General features: G+C 62.7%; 24 protein-coding genes and 1 tRNA gene. 8 read left to right on the top strand and 17 right to left on the bottom strand.

Annotated elements, in window-relative coordinates; translation table 11 throughout:
• Positions 1 to 41 precede the first annotated feature (41 nt).
• Positions 42 to 425 carry a DUF1801 domain-containing protein gene (locus tag AC1DUR_RS14445; RefSeq protein WP_477720733.1) on the bottom strand — a complete coding sequence of 128 codons (384 nt, stop codon included), beginning with the start codon at positions 423 to 425 and terminating at the stop codon, positions 42 to 44.
• Positions 426 to 565: 140 nt separating this feature from the next.
• Between AC1DUR_RS14445 and AC1DUR_RS14440 the strand changes: the two genes are divergently transcribed.
• Positions 566 to 641, top strand: a tRNA-Ala gene (locus tag AC1DUR_RS14440).
• A 78-nt stretch (positions 642 to 719) separates the two neighbouring features.
• Here AC1DUR_RS14440 and AC1DUR_RS14435 read toward each other — a convergent pair.
• From AC1DUR_RS14435 to AC1DUR_RS14420, 4 genes are all read right to left on the bottom strand, one after another.
• Entirely contained in the window at positions 720 to 1,025 is a 306-nt protein-coding gene (locus tag AC1DUR_RS14435) for a hypothetical protein (protein WP_477720732.1), read from the bottom strand.
• Positions 1,025 to 1,996 (bottom strand): Bug family tripartite tricarboxylate transporter substrate binding protein, encoded by a 972-nt coding sequence (locus tag AC1DUR_RS14430; RefSeq protein WP_477720731.1) that lies wholly within the window; start codon positions 1,994 to 1,996, stop codon positions 1,025 to 1,027. The genes AC1DUR_RS14435 and AC1DUR_RS14430 overlap by 1 nt, the downstream gene beginning before the upstream one ends.
• Before the next feature lie 100 nt (positions 1,997 to 2,096).
• Positions 2,097 to 2,870: an aldolase gene (locus AC1DUR_RS14425; RefSeq protein ID WP_477720750.1), complete on the bottom strand. Its 774-nt coding sequence runs from the start codon at positions 2,868 to 2,870 to the stop codon at positions 2,097 to 2,099.
• A gap of 134 nt (positions 2,871 to 3,004) precedes the next feature.
• Positions 3,005 to 3,886: a LysR family transcriptional regulator gene (locus tag AC1DUR_RS14420; RefSeq protein WP_477720730.1), complete on the bottom strand. Its 882-nt coding sequence runs from the start codon at positions 3,884 to 3,886 to the stop codon at positions 3,005 to 3,007.
• A 219-nt stretch (positions 3,887 to 4,105) separates the two neighbouring features.
• Here AC1DUR_RS14420 and AC1DUR_RS14415 point away from each other — a divergent pair, with 219 nt between their 5' ends.
• The 3 genes from AC1DUR_RS14415 (at position 4,106) to AC1DUR_RS14405 (ending at position 7,014) form a co-directional block, all read left to right on the top strand.
• Complete coding sequence (locus tag AC1DUR_RS14415) at positions 4,106 to 5,341, top strand: CaiB/BaiF CoA transferase family protein (RefSeq protein WP_477720729.1); 1,236 nt, start codon at positions 4,106 to 4,108, stop codon at positions 5,339 to 5,341.
• On the top strand, positions 5,341 to 6,075 hold the full coding sequence (locus tag AC1DUR_RS14410) for an alpha/beta fold hydrolase (protein ID WP_477720728.1): 735 nt from the start codon (positions 5,341 to 5,343) through the stop codon (positions 6,073 to 6,075). Before AC1DUR_RS14415 ends, AC1DUR_RS14410 begins: the two co-directional genes overlap by 1 nt.
• Before the next feature lie 321 nt (positions 6,076 to 6,396).
• On the top strand, positions 6,397 to 7,014 hold the full coding sequence (locus tag AC1DUR_RS14405; protein ID WP_477721718.1) for a pyridoxamine 5'-phosphate oxidase family protein: 618 nt from the start codon (positions 6,397 to 6,399) through the stop codon (positions 7,012 to 7,014).
• A 165-nt stretch (positions 7,015 to 7,179) separates the two neighbouring features.
• Here the strand turns inward: AC1DUR_RS14405 and AC1DUR_RS14400 are convergent, their stop codons facing one another.
• Genes AC1DUR_RS14400 through AC1DUR_RS14390 form a run of 3 tightly spaced genes read right to left on the bottom strand, consistent with a single transcriptional unit; the run spans position 7,180 to position 10,707 of the window.
• Positions 7,180 to 8,427, bottom strand: a complete 1,248-nt coding sequence (locus AC1DUR_RS14400; protein WP_477721717.1) for a dihydrolipoamide acetyltransferase family protein — start codon at positions 8,425 to 8,427, stop codon at positions 7,180 to 7,182.
• Position 8,428: 1 nt separating this feature from the next.
• A complete protein-coding gene (locus AC1DUR_RS14395; protein ID WP_477721716.1) occupies positions 8,429 to 9,439 on the bottom strand; it encodes an alpha-ketoacid dehydrogenase subunit beta in 1,011 nt (336 codons plus the stop codon).
• 2 nt (positions 9,440 to 9,441) lie between these two features.
• A complete protein-coding gene (locus tag AC1DUR_RS14390; RefSeq protein ID WP_477721715.1) occupies positions 9,442 to 10,707 on the bottom strand; it encodes a thiamine pyrophosphate-dependent enzyme in 1,266 nt (421 codons plus the stop codon).
• A gap of 266 nt (positions 10,708 to 10,973) precedes the next feature.
• Between AC1DUR_RS14390 and AC1DUR_RS14385 the strand changes: the two genes are divergently transcribed.
• Positions 10,974 to 11,447, top strand: a complete 474-nt coding sequence (locus AC1DUR_RS14385) for a cupin domain-containing protein (RefSeq protein WP_477720723.1) — start codon at positions 10,974 to 10,976, stop codon at positions 11,445 to 11,447.
• 183 nt (positions 11,448 to 11,630) lie between these two features.
• Here the strand turns inward: AC1DUR_RS14385 and AC1DUR_RS14380 are convergent, their stop codons facing one another.
• Complete coding sequence (locus AC1DUR_RS14380; protein ID WP_477720722.1) at positions 11,631 to 12,335, bottom strand: DUF4197 domain-containing protein; 705 nt, start codon at positions 12,333 to 12,335, stop codon at positions 11,631 to 11,633.
• Positions 12,336 to 12,351: 16 nt separating this feature from the next.
• On the opposite strand from AC1DUR_RS14380, the gene AC1DUR_RS14375 reads away from it, so the two are divergent.
• Positions 12,352 to 12,858: a TlpA disulfide reductase family protein gene (locus AC1DUR_RS14375; protein ID WP_477720721.1), complete on the top strand. Its 507-nt coding sequence runs from the start codon at positions 12,352 to 12,354 to the stop codon at positions 12,856 to 12,858.
• A gap of 144 nt (positions 12,859 to 13,002) precedes the next feature.
• Here AC1DUR_RS14375 and AC1DUR_RS14370 read toward each other — a convergent pair whose 3' ends face one another.
• Together AC1DUR_RS14370 and AC1DUR_RS14365 are read right to left on the bottom strand one after the other, a co-directional pair.
• Positions 13,003 to 13,455 carry a c-type cytochrome gene (locus AC1DUR_RS14370; protein ID WP_477720720.1) on the bottom strand — a complete coding sequence of 151 codons (453 nt, stop codon included), beginning with the start codon at positions 13,453 to 13,455 and terminating at the stop codon, positions 13,003 to 13,005.
• A 189-nt stretch (positions 13,456 to 13,644) separates the two neighbouring features.
• Positions 13,645 to 14,100 (bottom strand): c-type cytochrome, encoded by a 456-nt coding sequence (locus AC1DUR_RS14365; protein WP_477720719.1) that lies wholly within the window; start codon positions 14,098 to 14,100, stop codon positions 13,645 to 13,647.
• Positions 14,101 to 14,306: 206 nt separating this feature from the next.
• On the opposite strand from AC1DUR_RS14365, the gene AC1DUR_RS14360 reads away from it, so the two are divergent.
• Complete coding sequence (locus AC1DUR_RS14360; protein WP_477721714.1) at positions 14,307 to 14,996, top strand: cytochrome b/b6 domain-containing protein; 690 nt, start codon at positions 14,307 to 14,309, stop codon at positions 14,994 to 14,996.
• Between the two features lie 80 nt (positions 14,997 to 15,076).
• Entirely contained in the window at positions 15,077 to 15,565 is a 489-nt protein-coding gene (locus AC1DUR_RS14355; RefSeq protein ID WP_477720717.1) for a GNAT family N-acetyltransferase, read from the top strand.
• A gap of 167 nt (positions 15,566 to 15,732) precedes the next feature.
• Here the strand turns inward: AC1DUR_RS14355 and AC1DUR_RS14350 are convergent, their stop codons facing one another.
• The 6 genes from AC1DUR_RS14350 to rplV all read right to left on the bottom strand — a co-directional run bounded on the left by AC1DUR_RS14350 (position 15,733) and on the right by rplV (position 18,530).
• Complete coding sequence (locus AC1DUR_RS14350) at positions 15,733 to 16,239, bottom strand: redoxin family protein (protein ID WP_477720716.1); 507 nt, start codon at positions 16,237 to 16,239, stop codon at positions 15,733 to 15,735.
• A gap of 113 nt (positions 16,240 to 16,352) precedes the next feature.
• Positions 16,353 to 16,622, bottom strand: coding sequence for a 30S ribosomal protein S17 (gene rpsQ, locus AC1DUR_RS14345; RefSeq protein WP_011481237.1), 270 nt, complete (start codon positions 16,620 to 16,622; stop codon positions 16,353 to 16,355).
• Positions 16,619 to 16,828 carry a 50S ribosomal protein L29 gene (rpmC, locus tag AC1DUR_RS14340; RefSeq protein WP_011481236.1) on the bottom strand — a complete coding sequence of 70 codons (210 nt, stop codon included), beginning with the start codon at positions 16,826 to 16,828 and terminating at the stop codon, positions 16,619 to 16,621. The genes rpsQ and rpmC overlap by 4 nt, the downstream gene beginning before the upstream one ends.
• Before the next feature lie 12 nt (positions 16,829 to 16,840).
• The gene (gene rplP / locus AC1DUR_RS14335) at positions 16,841 to 17,257 is read right to left on the bottom strand and encodes a 50S ribosomal protein L16 (protein WP_011481235.1); all 417 of its coding nucleotides are present in this window, start codon (positions 17,255 to 17,257) and stop codon (positions 16,841 to 16,843) included.
• 25 nt (positions 17,258 to 17,282) lie between these two features.
• Entirely contained in the window at positions 17,283 to 18,188 is a 906-nt protein-coding gene (gene rpsC, locus AC1DUR_RS14330) for a 30S ribosomal protein S3 (protein WP_011481234.1), read from the bottom strand.
• A gap of 12 nt (positions 18,189 to 18,200) precedes the next feature.
• Entirely contained in the window at positions 18,201 to 18,530 is a 330-nt protein-coding gene (gene rplV, locus AC1DUR_RS14325; protein ID WP_007866508.1) for a 50S ribosomal protein L22, read from the bottom strand.
• Positions 18,531 to 18,538: the final 8 nt, after the last annotated feature.

Raw genomic sequence — 18,538 nt, 5'->3', positions numbered from 1 at the left:
ACGGCGTTTACACACAGTGAAAAAGCGTGGGGGCCAGTGAGCTAAAGCTTCGTGGGGTCACCGAGCGTCTTGTTGAGCCGCACCGCTTCTTTGGCGAGGCGGCGCGACAGGACAGCGTTGACTTCATCGCCTTCGCGCAGTTCTCTGGTGGCCATTTCGTACTTGCCGCCGGGCTTTAAAAGCGGGTCCATGCCTGCGAGGCGCTTTCCTCGCCAAAACCCGAACAGCACGCGACTCTCCTCCGCGCGGATGAGCAGCACAGGCCCGTTTGACAGGTAAACCAGGTGGCTCCACTTGATGACTTCAGCCAGCGTGCCGCCGCCCAGGACGGCCACCCGCAATTGCTCCACCGTGGCGCGCTGCCAGCCGGACAGGGCGGCAACATATGCGTCAGGGCTTGAGGCGGGGATGGCCTTCTTCATCATGGCAAGTTTTCGCGTCGCGTCCGTGGATTTTGAGCATCTTATGTCGATGTCGATGTCGCCTGTTGCGCAGTAATTGCAAAATGGCGGCATGACGCTTTACGAGCGCCGGTCAGCGATTCGGATTATCATCAAAATGGCGTGGGGCGGTAGCTCAGCTGGGAGAGCGCTGCGTTCGCAATGCAGAGGTCGTGAGTTCGATCCTCATCCGCTCCACCAGCTTTCAAAGTCGACCGTCCTCAGTCGGCTTTGAAGACTGGTATTCCCCCGCGCCACGGGGTTCCGGCCAGTTCTGCGTTATTGCGTGGTGCTCACAAGGGCGCCGCGCATTCCCACCCTCTCGATCGCCGCCTTGACCAGCCCCTCTGACTTTGCGTTCTCAACGAATTTGCGCGCGTAGGTCATGCCGGGGTCCCGTCCCGTCGGCATCGCCATGGCGTGCGGATCGATGCCAGGCCGACCGTCGAGAACCCGGGAACCGGGCAACTCCTTCGACAATTTGAACAGGATGGGCTTGATGCTGCCCATGACGTCAAATGCCCGCATGAAGGAGACTGCCAGGTCGAAGAACGCCGGACGGCACGCGGGCTCGTCCGTGATCATTACTGGTCGGCCTTGATGTTCGCCTGCTGTGCAATCTTGCGATACTTGTCGATTTCCGCCTTCTGAAAGGCCGCCAGTTCTGATGGCGAATTGCCGATGGCCTCGCTGCCCTGCTCAGCCATGCGCGCTTTGTACTCGGGCGACTGCACGATGCGTGTGATTTCCGTGCTCAGCTTGTCGAGCACGTCCTTCGGCGTCGCGGCCGGCGCCCACACCGCGTTCCACTGGGTGATGTCGAATCCGGGCAGCGTCTCGGCGAGCGCCGGCACGTCCGGCAGCAACGGCACGCGCTTTTGCGTCGTCACCGCCAGGGCGCGCAACTTGCCGGCCTTCAGATGTTGCATCGCCGGCAGCAGCGTGGCAAACCCGCTTGGTGAATGCCCGCCGAGCAGATCGGTGATCAAGGGGCCGGAGCCCTTGTACGGGACGTGCACGATATCGACCTGGGTCAGCATTTTCAGCCACTCGCCGGCGAAGTGATGGACGGAGCCGGTGCCGACCGAACCGAACGTCATCGATCCGGGCTTCGCCTTTGCGACCGCAATGTATTCCTTCAAGGATGTGACGGGCACCGACGGATGCACGACGAGCGCCATCGGGGTCACCGTTGCCAGCGTGATCGGCGCGAAGTCCCTGACGGGGTCGTACGGCATCTTCGGAAAGAGCGCGACATTGAGCGCGACTTCCGCCGAGGCGCTGACCATGATGGTGTAGCCGTCGGGCGGCGCCTTGGCGACGATGTCCGCGCCTATCATGCCGCTCGCCCCGCCGTGGTTCTCGATGACGACCGGCTGGCCCCAGCGTTCGCTGAGCATCTGCGCGATCGGCCGCGCGGTGATGTCGGCGCCGCCGCCCGGTGGGTACGGCACGATCATGCGAATTGCCTTGTTCGGGTAGGTTTGCGCCAACGCCGTCGCGACTGCAAGCGCGAGCAGTGCCGCGCAAATTCGGTGGGTTGTAAGGGGTTTCATTTTCGTTCCTTGGTTGGAATCAACTGGGATCAAGGTGTCGCGGTTCGTCAGGGGGACACGACTTGACGACTTGGATCGCACATGGACTTGCCTCGCGGCGTCAGCTCAGGCAGTCCGGCGTCTCGCGCAGCACGCGACGCGCGAGGTAATTGAAGGTCGCAGCGATGTACTTGGGACTGCCGCGATAGCCACGGGCCTCGCGCGCGAGTTCCGGCTTCACCCGTCTGATCGGTCCCACCGCGCGCGCCATGAGTTGCAGCTTGGCCGCGCGCTCCACGTAGAACGCGAGCACCGCCGCCTCCTCGATCGTCTTCGCCGCGGTCAGCAAGCCGTGGTGCGCGAGCAGCACCGCCTGCTTGTCGCCCAGCGCGGCCGAGATCATCTCGCCCTCCTCGTCGCCGATCGGCACGCCCGGCCACTCGGGCAGATAAGCGCAATTCTCGTACAGCACGCAGGTGTCCATGTGCGACACGATGAGTTCCTCCGCGATCATCGACAGCGCCGAGGCGTGCGGCGGATGGGTGTGCACGATTGCGTGGGTCTCGGGACGGGCGCGATAGATCCACAGATGGAATCGATTCGCGGGGTTGGCCATGCCCTCGCCTGCGAGGACGTTCAAGTCGTCGTCGATCAACAGGATGTTGCTCTCGCGGGCCTCGTCGAAGCCAAGCCCGAAGCGCAGCGTCCAGTAGGTGCCGGGCTTCTCCCCGCGCGTCGAAACCTGGCCCGCGAGCGCGGATTCGTGCCCATCGCGATCGAGGACGCGGCACGCGAGCGCCACCTTTTGTTGCAGCGTCCAGCCGGTCACCTGCACGAACTTGTCCAGATCGGCGCGAAACTTCGCGTCATACTCGGATTTCGGCCGGCCTGCCATGGCGTTCACTGGTGATTCCATAGGGGTGTGCATCGCTGCGCTCCTGGTTGATGGCACTACATCGAAGCTTGGACCCATCCGGCTGCGTTCGCAAATGATCTTTCGGAACGCTTGCCATCGCCGGCCGCGAAGGCTCAAGCCGCGGCGAGATGCGCCAGCAGCTCCTCGATCGCAGGAATGCCGGCCGCACCCCGGTCGCACACCAGGTAGAGCTGCATGCGCGCCCAATCATCGGTGAGCGGCAGCGCGCGCACCTGCAGGAGACCCTCGTACGGCAGAATGTTGGCCGCGGGCATGACCGCGATCCCGAGACCCGCCTGCACCATCGCGCGCATCGCTTCGTAACTCTGCACCTGCATGGTGAATTTCGGCTTGCGCGCGATGCGGGCTGCTGCTGCCAGGGCCCAGCCGCGGATGGCGGTGCCTTGCATCAGCGTGATCAGATCGAACTCGAGCGCGTCCGCGAATGAGAGCGCCCCGCGGCCGGCCAGCGGATGCACCGCCGGCATGACCAGCATGAGAGGAATGCTGCGATAGGGAACGACGTGCAGCCGGTCGGTGGGCTGAAAGTGGCCGATGATACCGATGTCGGCGCTGCCTTGCGCGACGCTTTCGATGATAGGCAGGCTTTGGCCTTCCCCGAGACGAATCTTCACCCCGGGCCGCCGCGCGAGGTGGCTCGCGAGGTCCGCTGCCACGACGACGACGCCGGTCTGATTCGCCAACATCCGGATATCGGGCTGATCGTCCGCGGCAAGCGTGCTGACCGCCCCGGGAATTCGGTCGAGCGTCTTGATGACCTCGCGCGCGTGGCGGGCGAGCGCTTCGCCCGCGACGGTCGGGACGACTCCCGCGTGCTGACGTACGAGTAGCGCGACTCCGAGCCCGGTCTCGAGGTCACCGATGCGTTTGCTCGCCGCCGAAGCGACGATGTGCTCGCACTCTGCGGCCCTTGCGATGCTGCCGTGCTCGATCGCGCTGACAAAGAGCCTTAGCGTGGTGAGGTCGAATCGCACGGATATTAGAGCGTTGGAGCATTCGGGAGGAACAGAAACATACTACTACTACGCACGACTCCTGGCGAACGCCGCGTTAAAAGCTCACCTGCCGACGCCAGGGAACTTGTATCCAGCATCGGAATGATCCAGAGGCTGACTCACCCGGTCGCCACGCCTTGATCGCCAACGCGGAGAATCTGATAACGCAAGCCGGCCTCCTGAAGGCAAAATAGGGGCATGAACTCACTCGACGGCATCCGCGTTCTCGATTTGTCCCGCGTACTCGCGGGCCCCTGGTGTACTCAGACGCTGGCCGACCTGGGCGCCGACGTCATCAAGATCGAGCGCCCGGGCACCGGCGACGACACGCGCACCTGGGGCCCGCCGTTTTTGAAGGACGACCAGGGCACAGAAACGCAGGAGGCCGCCTACTACCTCGGCACCAACCGCAACAAGCGCTCGGTGACCTGCGACATTGCCCGGCCGGCCGGGCAGGCGCTGATACGCGAACTGGCCGCGCATTGTGACGTCTTCGTCGAGAACTTCAAGGTCGGCGACATGGCGCGGTATGGCCTGGACTATGCGTCGCTTAAAAGCATCAACCCGCGCCTGGTGTATTGCTCGGTCACCGGCTTTGGTCAGACCGGCCCCTATGCCGACCGCGCCGGTTATGACTACGCCATCCAGGGCATGGGCGGCCTGATGAGCGTGACCGGCGAGCGGGACGATATTGGCGGCGGGCCGCAAAAGGTCGGCGTGGCCGTGGCCGATTTGATGACCGGCATGTACGCCACGGTGGCCATCCTCGCCGCACTCCGCCATGCCGAAAGAACCGGCGAAGGCCAGCAGGTCGACATGGCGCTGCTCGACACCCAGGTGGCCATGCTGGCCAACCTCAGCGCCAACTACCTGGTGAGCGGCAAGGCGCCGGGCCGCGCCGGCAACGCGCACCAGAACATCGTGCCCTACCAGGTGTTTGAGGTGGCGCCGGCGGCCGACGGCCACAAGGATCACCTGATCCTGGCCGTGGGCAACGATGGCCAGTACGCCAAGTTTTGCGCGGTGGCGGGTCACCCCGAACTGGCCAGCGACCCGCGCTACGCAAAAAACCAGGACCGCGTGCGCAACCGGGCGGTGCTGGTGCCGCTGCTGGAGGCCATCCTGAAAACACGCACCAAGGCCGACTGGCTGGCCGCGCTGGAAGCCGCCAAGGTGCCCTGCGGCGCCATCAACAACCTGGCCGAGGTGTTTGCCGACCCGCAAATCGAGGCCCGCCAGATGGTCACGCACTGGCAGCACCCTGTCAAACATGACCTGCGGCTGGTGTCCAGCCCCCTCAAGCTTAGCGCCACGCCGGTGCGTTGCGACCTGCCGCCGCCGCTGCTGGGCCAGCATACGGAGGAAGTTCTGCGCAGCGTGCTGAACTACTCCGACGAAAAGTTGTCTGAACTTGGAAGAAGCGAGGTGATCTGATGACCCACAATTTTGTTCTGGTGCACGGCGCCTGGCATGGCGGCTGGTGCTGGCGGCGCGTCACCCAGGCCCTGCAGCTCGACCACCACAAGGTCTTCCCTGTGACGCTGACCGGGCTGGGGGAACGTGCCCACCTGCTGTCGCCGTCCATCAATCTGGATACCCACATCGACGACGTGATCAGCGCCATTGAAGTGGAAGAACTCAGCGAAGTGACACTGGCCGTGCACTCCTACGCCGGGATGATAGGCACCGCCGTGGCCGACCGCCTGTCGAAGCGGATCAAACACCTGGTGTACGTCGATGCGGTGCTGCCCAAACCCGGCGAAAGCTGGAGCAGCACGCAGTCAGCGGCCACGCAGCAGCAGCGCCTGACGGCGGCGCAGGCCTCGACCCGGTTCAGCTTTCCGCCGCCCGATCCGGAAGTGTTTGGCCTGCATGACGCCGACCGCGAATGGGTGAAACGCCGCCAGACACCGCACCCCGGCAACACCTACCAGGCACCGCTGAATTTCGACATGCAGCGCGTCGCCGCCGTGCCACGCACCTACGTGAGCTGCACACAGCCGGCACTAGCCACGATTGACCCCAGCCGCCTGCGCGCGAAAGATCCGAAATTCTGGAACGGCGCCTGGCTGCCCAACTCGAAATTCGTCGAGATCCAGACCGGCCACGACCCCATGATCAGCGACCCGCATGCGCTGACGAAAATCCTGCTGGACTGCGCCGCTTGACGCGGCTCGTCAGCACAGCTGGCGGGAACAAAGACTTTGCCAAATCGACGGCAACGGTAGTAGCATTGCTCGTGGACTGCTTTCGTTGGAAGAGTTGATCCCCATGCCAAAAGACCATAGAGACCATAGAGACCATGGCGCCAATGTGCGCAAACAAGCGGGGGGAGTCCATCACCTCATTGCGGCAGGCCGCCTTTGATGCCTGCCGGTTTCAAACTTGGACAGCTCGTGCAATGAGCGCTGACTACGCGCAGTAGTCTCCATCCCTGGCGCCATCACAGCACGTCAGGGTTCGGTCCCACTGACCTGCCGGGAGGAATCATGGCGGACGATCCGATGTATCACGAGGGAATGCGGCGTCTTCAGGAGGTGCGCGAAACACAGCCCCTGGCGGACCGCCTGGAGCAGGTGACCGTTCGCGCGGCGTTTACCGGGGAAGACCGAGCGTTTATCGAGCGTTGCCCCATGTTCTTCATCGCCACAGCTGACGCCGACGGTCATCCCGACTGCTCTTACAAAGGTGGTTTGCCAGGGTTCGTCCGTGTCATCGACGATCGCACGCTTGCCATTCCTGATTACGATGGCAACGGAATGTACAGGTCCTGGGGAAACGTTCTGGTCAACCCCCATATCGGGCTCCTGTTCCTGGACTTCGAAAATCCGAAGCGACTTCGGGTGAACGGCACAGCGCAGGTCAGCGAAGATGACCCCTTGCGCACCGAGTACCCGGGCTCGGTGTTTATCGTTCGCGTCACGGCAACGCGCATCTTTCCGAACTGCCCTCGCTACATCCACAAGATGCAACTTGTCGACTACTCGGTCTACGCACCCAAGTCGGGGTACACGCCGCCAGTTCCCGCGTGGAAGACGTTTGATACCTTTCGCGATGCCCTGCCGGCTCGCGACCGTCCAGACGGCAAGAAAGAGGGAGGCCCCTGAATGCCGACTTCATCAGTCCCCGACTGCAAATCACCCTACGACAGCGCCCCAAACACCTTCTGCAGCACGGCGCTGCCGGTGTCCACCGGGTCTTGGCGGACTTTCTTTCTTCTTCCCCAATGATCAGGTGTAGGCCATCGAACGAATTGCCCAAGGGTCCTAGCCCTACTCCACGAACAGCGTGACCGGGGATTCGAGAAACCCGCGCAAGGCCTGCACGAACCTGGCCGCATCCACGCCGTCGACCACGCGGTGGTCAAACGACGACGACAGGTTCATCATCCGCCGCGCCACCACCGCGCCGCCCTGCATCATCGGCCGCTCCACGATGCGGTTGACACCGACGATGGCCACTTCGGGATAGTTGATCACCGGTGTCGAGACGATGCCGCCCAGGGCGCCCAGGCTGGTGAGGGTCAGCGTCGAACCGGTGAGTTCGTCGCGTGTCGCCTTGCCGGCGCGCGCGGCTTCGGCCAGGCGCACGATCTCTGCCGCGCTGGACCACAGGTCTCTGGCCTCGGCATGGCGCAGCACCGGCACCATGAGGCCGGCCCCGGTCTGGGTGGCAATGCCGAGGTGCACCGCGCCATGGCGCGTGACCACGCCGGCTTCATCGTCAAAGCGGGCGTTGACCTGCGGAAACTCGCGCACGGCCAGCACCACGGCGCGCACCAGCAGGGGCAACAGCGTCAGGTGGCCGCGCCGCGCCCCCCACTGCGCGTTCAGCCGTGCCCGCAGCGCCTCCAGTTCGGTGACATCGACTTCTTCAACATAGGTGAAGTGCGGGATGCGGCGTTTGGACTCCTGCATCTTCTGCGCGATGCGGCGGCGCAGGCCCACTACCGGCACCCGTTCTTCATCGTGGCGCTGTACTGGGCCCGCAACGGTCGGTGTTGCCAGTTCATGCGCCGCTCCATGCGCGGCGACGTGGGCTTCGAGGTCGGCCTGCATGATGCGGCCACCCGCACCGCTGGCGGCCACCTGCTGCAGGTCTATGCCCAGCTCCCAGGCGCGCCGGCGTACGGCGGGGGAGGCAATGGGCCGTTCGCTCCTTCCCTCTCTGGGGGAAGGTTGGGATGAGGGCTGGCCCGCCTGCGCCGCTTGCGCTGCTTGCGGCGGCGGCCCCCACCCCGGCCCTCCCCCGGAAGGGGAGGGAGAGACAGCCTCTTCCCCCGCCACTTCAATGCGGATCAGCTCCGCCCCCACCGCCAGCACCTGGCCGACCTCACCGCCCAGGGCCAGCACCTTGCCGACCACAGGCGACGGGATCTCGACCGTCGCCTTGTCGGTCATCACGTCGGCCAGCGCCTGATCCTCGGTCACGTGGTCGCCAGCCTTCACATGCCAGGCCACCAGTTCGACCTCGGCAATGCCTTCGCCGAGGTCGGGCACCTTGATGACGTGGACTCCCATGCTATGCCTCCATTGCCCGTTTGAACGCCGCGCCCACGCGCGCCGGGCCGGGAAAATAGGCCCATTCCTGCGCATGCGGATAGGGCGTGTCCCAGCCGGTCACGCGTTCAATCGGCGCTTCGAGGTGGTAGAAACAGTGCTCCTGCACCAGCGCCACCAGCTCGGCGCCGAAGCCGCTGGTGCGCGTGGCTTCGTGCACCACCACGCAGCGGCCGGTTTTCTTCACCGACGCCACCACGGTCTGCAGGTCCATGGGCCAGAGGCTGCGCAGGTCAATGATCTCGGCGTCAATGCCGCTCTCCTGCGCCGCCGCTTGCGACACGAAGACCATGGTGCCGTAGGTGAGCACCGTCAGGTCGGCGCCCGGGCGGAACACCGTGGCCGACTCCAGCGGCACGGTGTAGTAACCCTCGGGCACCTCACCCAGCGGGTGCCCGGTCCAGGGCACGGCCGGCCGGTCGTGGTGGCCGTCAAACGGGCCGTTGTACAGGCGCTTGGGCTCCAGAAAAATCACCGGGTCGTCGTTCTCGATGCAGGCAATCAACAGGCCCTTGGCGTCGTAGGGGTTGGACGGCATCACCGTGCGCAGTCCGCAGACATGCGTGAACAAGGCCTCCGGGCTTTGGCTGTGCGTCTGCCCGCCGTAGATGCCCCCGCCACAGGGCATGCGGATGGTCATGGGCGCCGTGAAGTCGGCGGCCGAGCGGTGGCGCAGCCGCGCCGCCTCGGACACGATCTGGTCGGAGGCCGGGTAGAAGTAGTCGGCGAACTGGATTTCGACCACCGGGCGCAAGCCATAGGCCGCCATGCCGACAGCCGCGCCGACGATACCGCCTTCGGAGATAGGCGCGTCGAACACGCGCGAGCGCCCATACTTGGCCTGCAGGCCGTCGGTGCAGCGGAACACGCCGCCAAAATAACCCACATCCTGTCCGAACACCACGACATTGCTGTCACGCTCCAGCATCACGTCCATTGCCGAGCGCAGCGCCTGGATCATGGTCATCTGCATGGTCAGGCCTCCCGCCTGGGGTTGTCCATCTCACCCTTGAGCAGTTGTTCGCGCTGCCGGCGCAGGTGTTCCGGCATGTCCTTGTAGACATCCTCGAACATAGCCGCCGCGCCGGCCAGGTGGCCGTCCGCCAGCGAGCCGTAGCGCTCGGCTTCCTTCAGCGCCGTGCTCACCTGGGCCTCCAACTCCTTCTGCGTGGCTTCGTGCTCCTGCTCGGTCCATGCACCGGTGCGCATCAGGTGTGCCTTGAGCCGCGCGATCGGGTCGCCCAGCGGGAAGTGCGCCCAATCGTCGACGGGGCGGTAGCGGGAAGGGTCGTCCGAGGTCGAGTGCGCCCCGCCGCGGTAGGTGACCCACTCGATCAGCGTCGGCCCCAGGTTGCTGCGCGCACGCTCTGCAGCCCACAGCGAGGCCGCGTAGACAGCGAGGAAGTCATTGCCATCCACGCGCAGCGAGGCAATGCCGCAGCCGACGCCACGCGCCGCGAAGGTCGTCGCCTCGCCGCCGGCAATCGCCTGAAAGGTGGAGATCGCCCACTGGTTGTTGACCACGTTCAGGATCACCGGTGCGCGGTACACATGGGCAAAGGTCAGCGCGGTATGAAAGTCGGCCTCCGCGGTGGCGCCGTCGCCGATCCAGGCCGAGGCTATTTTTGAGTCGCCCTTGATCGCCGACGCCATGCCCCAGCCTACGGCCTGGATGAACTGCGTGGCCAGGTTGCCCGAGATGGTGAAGAAGCCAGCCCGCTTGTACGAGTACATGACCGGCAACTGCCGCCCCTTGAGCGGATCGCGTTCGTTGGACATCAGCTGGCAGATCATCTCGACCATGTCGATGTCGTCGCGCGCCAGCAGCAGGCCCTGCTGGCGGTAGGTGGGAAAACACATGTCGCCGGGCTGCAGCGCCAGCGCTTGCGCGGTGGCAATCGCCTCCTCGCCCAGGCACTGCATGTAGAACGAGATTTTTTTCTGCCGCTGCGCGATCAGCATGCGGGCGTCGTAGATGCGCGTCTTCATCATGGCCCGCAACCCGGTGCGCAAGCGCTGCGGCTCCACCGGCGGAACCCAGGGCCCGACCGCGCGGTCGTCGTCATCCAGCACCCGCACCAGGCTGTAGGCCAGGTCGCTGGTGTCGGCGGGGGAGGCATCCACGGGCGGGCGCCGCACCGCGCCGGCCGGTGACAAATGCAGATAGGAAAAGTCGGTCTCGTGGCCGGGGCGCCCCGAGGGCTCCGGCACATGCAGACGTAGTGTTTGGTTCTTGTTCATCCGCGTCACCTGAAACACATCGTAGTCCTGTGCCGCTCAGGGTGCAAACCAGCGGAGGTGTTTGCCCAAGCGGTTCATCCTTTTGGGGGATGCGGCCCTTGCCAGACGCGGCTATAAGTGATGTACTTGCAGACGACTTCGGTCATGGCGCCCTGGCTGCCGCCATGACCCCCCGCTTGCTGTTCGTATCAGGCCAGAGAGGCGTGATGGAGCCGACGCCCCCCTGCCATGCTCCACGGGCTCCCGAAAATTCGCAGGAGATCCTCATGAAAAGCACGCTTGCCGCATTGTCTGCAACACTGGTCCTTGCCGGCCTGGCAGCGCCTCCGGTCTGGGCGCAATCGGGTAGCCAGCACATGATGATGATGCCGGATGAAATGAAATGGGCGGATATCCCTTCGTTGCCTCCGGGCGCGAAGATATCCGTGCTCGAAGGCCCGCTCGGTGAAGCAGTCCCGGTGACCTTCCGCATCAAATTCCCGGGGAACTACCAGATACCTGCCCACTGGCATCCCGGGATTGAGCATGTCACGGTGATCTCCGGAACCTTCAATATGGGAATGGGGGACAAACTGGACAACACGAAAACGATGGCGCTGTCAGCCGGTGGTGTCGCCATCATGCAGCCCAAGACGCCTCACTTTGCCTGGACCAAAGACGAAACCATTGTGCAGGTCCACGGCGTGGGGCCGTGGGGGGTTACCTATTTGAATCCGGCAGACGACCCGCGGAAGAAATAGCAAAGTAGCAGGAGCAGCAATAGCGCTTCTCCGCTTTGCCCTGCGATGGGGACTCTTGGCGGGCGGCGCCTGTCTGTCTTTCATTAGGAGGCTCCCAAGCTGCCCTCTCCTTTTGATGGCGGCTGTCGTTCCCCTTCACGCTGCGCAAGACCTGTTGGCCAACCGCCGGGGCCGGGTGTGGCCTTACTTCATCGCGCCAAACACCTTCTTCAGAATCTCGCTGCCGGTCCCCACGGGATCCTGGCGGATTTTCTTTTCCTCTTCACCGATGATGAGGTACAGGCCATCCAGCGTCTTGCCAGTGACGTACTGCTGGATGTTGGCGTCCTCTTTTTTGACCAGGCCGAAGCCGGCGGCCTTGCCGGCGACCTCGTTGTACTTGTTGGCCAGACCGACCTTTTCGGTGGCTTTGGTCACCACGGGCAGGAATTTCACGCCCAGCGGGGCACGCGTTTTTTCGGCAAAGAAATTGGTGACCGAGGTTTCGCCGCCCTGCAGGATGTTTTTGGCGTCGGTCACGCTCATGGCCTTGACAGCGCCAACCAGCAAGTCCTTGCCCATGGGCACGGCGGCCTCGGCTGCGCGGTTGATGGACACCACCAACTCGTCAATGCGCTTGCCCTGACCGAAGGTTTTGAGCAGTTTCGACGCGTCTTCAAGGTAACCAGGCAAAGGAATGCGAACTTTTGGGTTGCCGAGGAATCCATCCGTCTTGCCCAGCAGGGCTACGGCCGCCAAGGCGCCCCTCTCGAGGGCGGTTTTCAGGCCGCTGCTGGCCTCGGCATTGGTCAGATCGCCCAGCGAAAGCGCATGGGCCTGCTGGTAGGTGGCCAGTATCAGCGTGCCCAGCGCGCTGACGCCGGCCTGGTTAAAATTACGACGCAACATGGTGAGAACCTTCCTGATGAAACGTATTTCCGTCCTGGCAGTATGCCGCATGGCACTGGCTGGCGCAGCTGTTGCCGCGGCACTTGCCGGCTGCAGCGGCACCCAAACCGCGCCGGAGTCCACCTTCGTATTGCTGGACGGCAGCAAGAAAACCACGGCCGACCTCAAGGGCAGGGTCACCCTGGTCAATTTCTGGGCCACCAGTTGCGTGACTTGCGTGGCCGAGATGCCCAAGGTCATTTCGACCTATAACAAATACAAAAGCCAGGGCTACGACACGCTGGCCGTGGCCATGAGTTATGACCCGCCCAGTTATGTTGTCAATTACACACAGACGCGCCAACTCCCCTTCCAGGTGGCGATAGACAACACAGGCGCCGTGGCCAAGGCCTGGGGCGATGTGCAGCTCACGCCCACCACTTACCTGGTGAACAAGCGCGGCGAGATCGTCAAGCAATATGTGGGCGAGCCGGATTTTGCGGCGCTGCACCAGTTGATTGAAAAGTTGCTGGCTGAAACCTGACCCCGTCCAGGCCGAAGTTCCGGCGCTAACAAAGCAAAGAAAAAGGCCAATTTCGCGGGAAATTGGCCTTTTCTTGTTGTTCCGGTGAAGCGCGGGCTTTCACAGAAAAAGCTGACCCGGCAAGGGCCAGCCTTCACGCACAGTTCACTCCTTGCGGAAAGCGTCGTGGCAGGCCTTGCAAGAGCCACCCACGGCAGCCACGGCGGTCTTGATTTGATCGATGTTGCCGGTTTTGCTGGCGGCCGCCAGCTTGACCATCTCGGCCTGCGTTTTTTCTGATGCGTCCTTGAACTTGGCCGGCTCTTTCCAGATTTCCGGCTTGGCCTTGGTTTCGCCCTTGTCCGTGTCGGCCATAAAAGCGGCCCAAGGCAGCTTTGACAGGTAAGCTGCCGTTTCGGCGCTCTCTGCCGCTACCTTGGCATCAAAAGGCGTGCGGCCACTGGCCATGCTGGCGACGCGGCTAAAGTTTTGCTGCATCACGAACAGGGCGTTCTTGCGATATTTGATGGCATCTTCAGGCTTGGCAAACTGGGCAGAGGCCGGTGCGGCCAGGGCGAACAGGGTGGCGGCAACAGCGGCGCAGGCGAAAATTTTCATTGTTTTCATTTTCCTCGTGGTTCTTGACTGACAGGGGTGACTGGCGGCTTGTCGACAAACCGCCAACCTGCTGGAGTTTAGCCAAGCCTGATAAGTTCCACAGGAACTTCGGCGCCCTGGGAAAACCATGCTCGCGGGTTAGGACCTGTTATTTCAGACACATCCCGCAATCACCGGGCGTAAACCGGATTACTTGTTGCGAAAAGCGTCGTGACATGAGTTGCAGGTGTCAGCGGTGGCCGCGAAAGCGGTTTTCAAGGCGTCGAGGTTGCCCGTTTTGGCGGCAGCGGCCAGCTTGGCCGTTTCAGCCATCAGCTTCTCGTTGGTTTCCCTGAATTTGGCCTGCTCGGTCCAGATTTCAGGCTTGGCCTTGGTGTTGCCGCCTTTGTCAGTGCCCGGCATGAAGCCAGCCCAGGGCAGTTTGGACATGTCGGCAACGATCTCGGCATTGTCGGCCGCCACGGCGGCATCGAATGGTGCTTTGCCCGACGCCATGGCTCCGATGCGGGTGACATGCTGGTTCATGACAAACATCGCGCTCTGGCGGTATTTGATGGCATCTTCCGGTTTGGCAAACTGCGCGGCGGCCGGAGCGGCCAGGGCGATCAGCGTGGCCGCGGCAGCGATACAGGTTAAAGCTTTCATGTTGTGCCTCGTGGGAGTTTTTGAACATGCACCGACCGGCAACGCTATTTGGCTTGTTGCCAAGCTGCTAGAGCGTGCGGCGGCCCATGAGTTCCCCAGGAACTAATGCACCGCGGGAAAACACCAACCGGTCGGCCATCGTCCGGCAGGCAACCCGCACCTCTCAGCCCTGATATAAAGCAACCCATTACAAACGAGGAATGCGCATGTCCAACAACAACAAAAGCCTGAACAGGGTGCGGGTCTGGGATTTGCCAACGCGGCTTTTCCACTGGGCGCTGGTCGTCTGCGTGATTGGCCAGGCGATCACCGGCACCATCGGCGGCAACGCCATGCTCTGGCACTTTCGCCTCGGCTATGCCGTGCTGGCGCTGCTGCTGTTTCGCATCATCTGGGGCCTGGTGGGCGGGCGCTGGTCGCGCTTTGGCGCTTTTATCTATACGCCCCAAAGTGTCATCAACTACCTCAAGGGGCAAGGCCAGCCCGAGCACAGCGTGGGCCACAGCCCCATTGGTGCCGGATCGGTTTTTGCCATGCTCGGGTTTCTGCTGATGCAGGTGGGCAGTGGCCTGCTCAGCGACGATGAGATCGCCTTTGCCGGGCCGCTGACGCGCTTTGTGTCAAACGCCACCGTCAGCCTGGCGACCAGTTACCACAAGAACATTGGCAAATGGGTGCTGCTGGCGCTGGTGCTGCTGCACCTTTTGGCCATCATTTTTTACCTGCGCCGCAAAAACAAGCTGGTGAGCGCCATGCTGCACGGCGACAAGGAGCTGGTGATGCCCGCACCACCCTCGCGTGATGACACGGTCTCACGCGTGTCAGCGCTGCTGATTCTGGCCGCGTGCGCGGCTGTGGCGTATTGGGTGTCCAGCCTGTCGGCACCTGCGTTCTGAGGCAGGGACCGCAAACCGGGATCAGCCTGGTTCGCGGCAAACGGCGCTACACTGGTTATCGATTTTCCGCCGCCGACGCCGTGCAACCACCTTCCATCCAGTTCATCACGCCGGTCACGCCCGACCAGCTGGCCACGACCCGGCTGATCTTCACCGAGTACGCGGAGCAGTTGGGCATCGATTTGTGCTTCCAGGGATTCGAGGCTGAGCTGGCCGATTTGCCGGGCGCCTACGACGCGCCGCAAGGGGTGCTGCTGCTGGCCCTGGTGGACGGCGAGGTCGCCGGCTGCTGCGCATTGCGCGCCCTTGACGCCGTGGACTACCCCAATGCCGCCGAGATGAAGCGCCTGTATGTGCGCAAGGCGTTCCGGCGCTTCGGCCTGGGCCGCCAGCTGGCCGAGGCGGTACTCGATGCGGCGCGCGCGGCGGGCTACCACAGCGTGCTGCTGGATACGCTGGATGACATGGAGTCGGCCCGCGCCCTGTATACGGAGTTGGGCTTTGCGGAGATTCCGCCGTACTACCACAACCCGATTGCGGGTGCGCACTACCTGAAGGTCGACCTCTGAGCCGGCTCGGCTTCAAGGCCCATGAATCATGATTTTGCAGCTATTGAATAAATAGCAATATCGGCGATGCCCGGTGGCCCGCGCCCACCTGCCGCGGTCGCTTCCCGGGAGACATTAAAAAGCCACCGTTCTCGCGAACGGTGGCTTTTCTCCGGAATCGGCGAGCGTCAGGCCTTGGCTTGCGCCAGCAGCGTGGCCGCATCGCTGACTTCAAACTTGCCGGGGCCTTCGACGTTGAGGCTCACCACCTTGCCATCTTTGACCAGCATGGAGTAGCGGTTGCTGCGCAGGCCCATGCCGCGCGCCGTGAGGTCCAGCGTCAGACCGGTCGCCTTGGCAAAGTCTGCACTGCCGTCGCCCAGCATGCGAACCTTGCCGTCCGTCTTCTGGTCGCGCGCCCAGGCGCCCATGACAAACGCGTCGTTCACGCTCACACACCAGATTTCATCGACGCCGGCAGCCTTGAACTCGGCCGCCTTCTCGACATAACCCGGCACATGCTTGGCCGAGCAGGTGGGGGTGAAAGCACCTGGCAGTGCGAACAGGGCAATGGTTTTGCCGGCGGTGGCCTTGGCTACATCGACCGGGTTGGGGCCAATGCTGCAACCATTGCCTTCAACTTCGGAAAATTCCATCAGCGTCGCTGCCGGAAGGGTGTCGCCTACTTTGATCATGGAGTGCTCCTGGTTGGGTATAAAACGGATGTGATTCTAGGACGGAAACAAAAACGGCTCACATTGTGAGCCGTTTCTGATGACTTGCAGTCAAAGCCTGAAGGGGTCCAGACTTAGACGGCAGCGGCCTTCTCCACCAAACGGGTCACAACCCAGTTTTTGGTCTTGGAAATAGGACGGCTTTCGGTGATCTCGATCACGTCGCCCGTGTGGTACTCGCCCTTTTCATCATGCGCGTGGTACTTGCTGGACAGGGACACGATCTTGCCGTACAGCTCATGCTTGACGCGGCGCTCAACCAGCACGGTCACGGTTTTGGCGCGCTTGTCGCTGACCACCTTGCCGATCAAGGTGCGCTTGAGGGATTTTTTAGCTTCCGTCATTTTTTGGCTCCTTGCTTGACGATGGTCTCGGCCAGGATGGTCTTGGCGCGAGCGATGCTGCGACGCGTGGAACGCAGCGTGGAAGTGTTGGTGAGTTGCTGCGTGGCTTTTTGCATACGCAGGCCAAAGTGGGCTTTTTGCAGCTCTTTGACTTCGGTTTTCAGGCCGGCAACGTCTTTTTGGCGCAGTTCAGTAGATTTGGTCATTGTCATTTCCCCTTACTGGCCGATCATGCGGCTGACGAAGGTGGTGCGCAGCGGCAGCTTGGCGGATGCCAGGCGGAACGCTTCGCGGGCCAGCTCTTCAGGCACACCGACGATTTCAAAAACGATCTTGCCGGGCTGGATTTCAGCCACGTAGTACTCCGGGTTACCTTTACCGTTACCCATACGCACTTCAGCAGGCTTTTGGGAAATCGGCTTGTCCGGAAAGACACGGATCCAGATACGGCCGCCACGTTTGACGTGACGGGAAATCGCACGGCGTGCGGCTTCAATTTGACGAGCAGTGAGCCGACCACGGTCGGTGCACTTCAGGCCGAAGTCACCGAACGCGACCGAGTTACCCCGGGTTGCGACGCCGGTGTTGCGGCCTTTTTGCTCTTTGCGGTATTTTCTGCGAGCGGGTTGCAGCATGGTTTTTCTCCGTTATTCCGACCGATTACTCGGTCTTGGTACCGTCAGCTGCTGCAGCTGGCGCGGCTTTGCGTACGCGCTTAACGGTAGTTTTCGGGGCGTCGCTACCAGGGGTAGCTTCGGCCGGTTTGTCGCTGCCATCGGCGGGCGCCGTATTGGTGCCGCCGGCCGGTGCGCGCGGTGCACGGGCACCACGTGGAGCAGGACGGTCAGAACCAGGACGGGCGTCACGACGCGGGCCGCGAGGCTTGCGCTCTTCGTCAGAAGGAGCGGCATCCAGTTTGGCGCCAGGTGATTCGCCACGGCCCAGCGTGTCGCCTTTGTAGACCCAGACCTTGACGCCGATCACACCATAGGTGGTCTTGGCTTCAGAGGTGCCGTAGTCGATGTCGGCGCGCAGGGTGTGAAGCGGCACGCGACCTTCGCGGTACCACTCGCAACGGGCGATTTCAATGCCATTGAGGCGGCCCGACGACATGATCTTGATGCCCAGGGCACCCAGACGCATGGCGTTTTGCATGGCGCGCTTCATCGCACGGCGGAACATGATGCGTTTTTCAAGCTGTTGCGTGATGCTGTCAGCGATGAGCTTGGCATCAATTTCAGGCTTGCGAACTTCTTCGATGTTCACGGCGACCGGCACGCCCAGCTGGCGGCTCAGTTCTTTCTTGAGGTTCTCGATGTCCTCGCCCTTTTTGCCGATCACGACGCCCGGACGTGCCGAGAAAATCGTGATGCGGGCATTCTTGGCGGGGCGCTCGATCAGAACGCGCGAAACCGCAGCGTTCTTCAGCTTGGCCTTGAGGTACTCGCGCACCTTGATGTCTTCTGCCAGCATGCCGGCAAAATCACGGTTGCTTGCGTACCAGCGGCTGGCCCAGTTGCGGCTAACTGCGAGGCGAAACCCGGTTGGGTTGATTTTTTGTCCCATATCCTGCTGCCTTTAGTTGCCAACCACCACGTACACATGGCACGTGGGTTTGCTGATGCTGTTGCCGCGGCCTTTTGCGCGCGCAGAAAAACGCTTGAGCGTGGCGCCTTGTTCGACGTAAATGGTTTTCACCTTCAACTCGTCGATATCGGCACCATCGTTGTGTTCAGCGTTGGCGATGGCGGACTCAACCACCTTCTTGATGATTCCAGCAGCTTTTTTCTGCGTGAAATTCAGGATGTTGAGTGCTTGATCCACTTTCTTGCCGCGAATCAGGTCAGCGACCAGGCGGCCTTTGTCGACCGACAGACGAACGCCCCGGAGGGTTGCACGTGTTTCCATGGTCTTTC

This window comes from Polaromonas sp. P4_F4, assembly GCF_056401355.1.
This window is presented reverse-complemented; position numbering and strand designations above follow the sequence as displayed.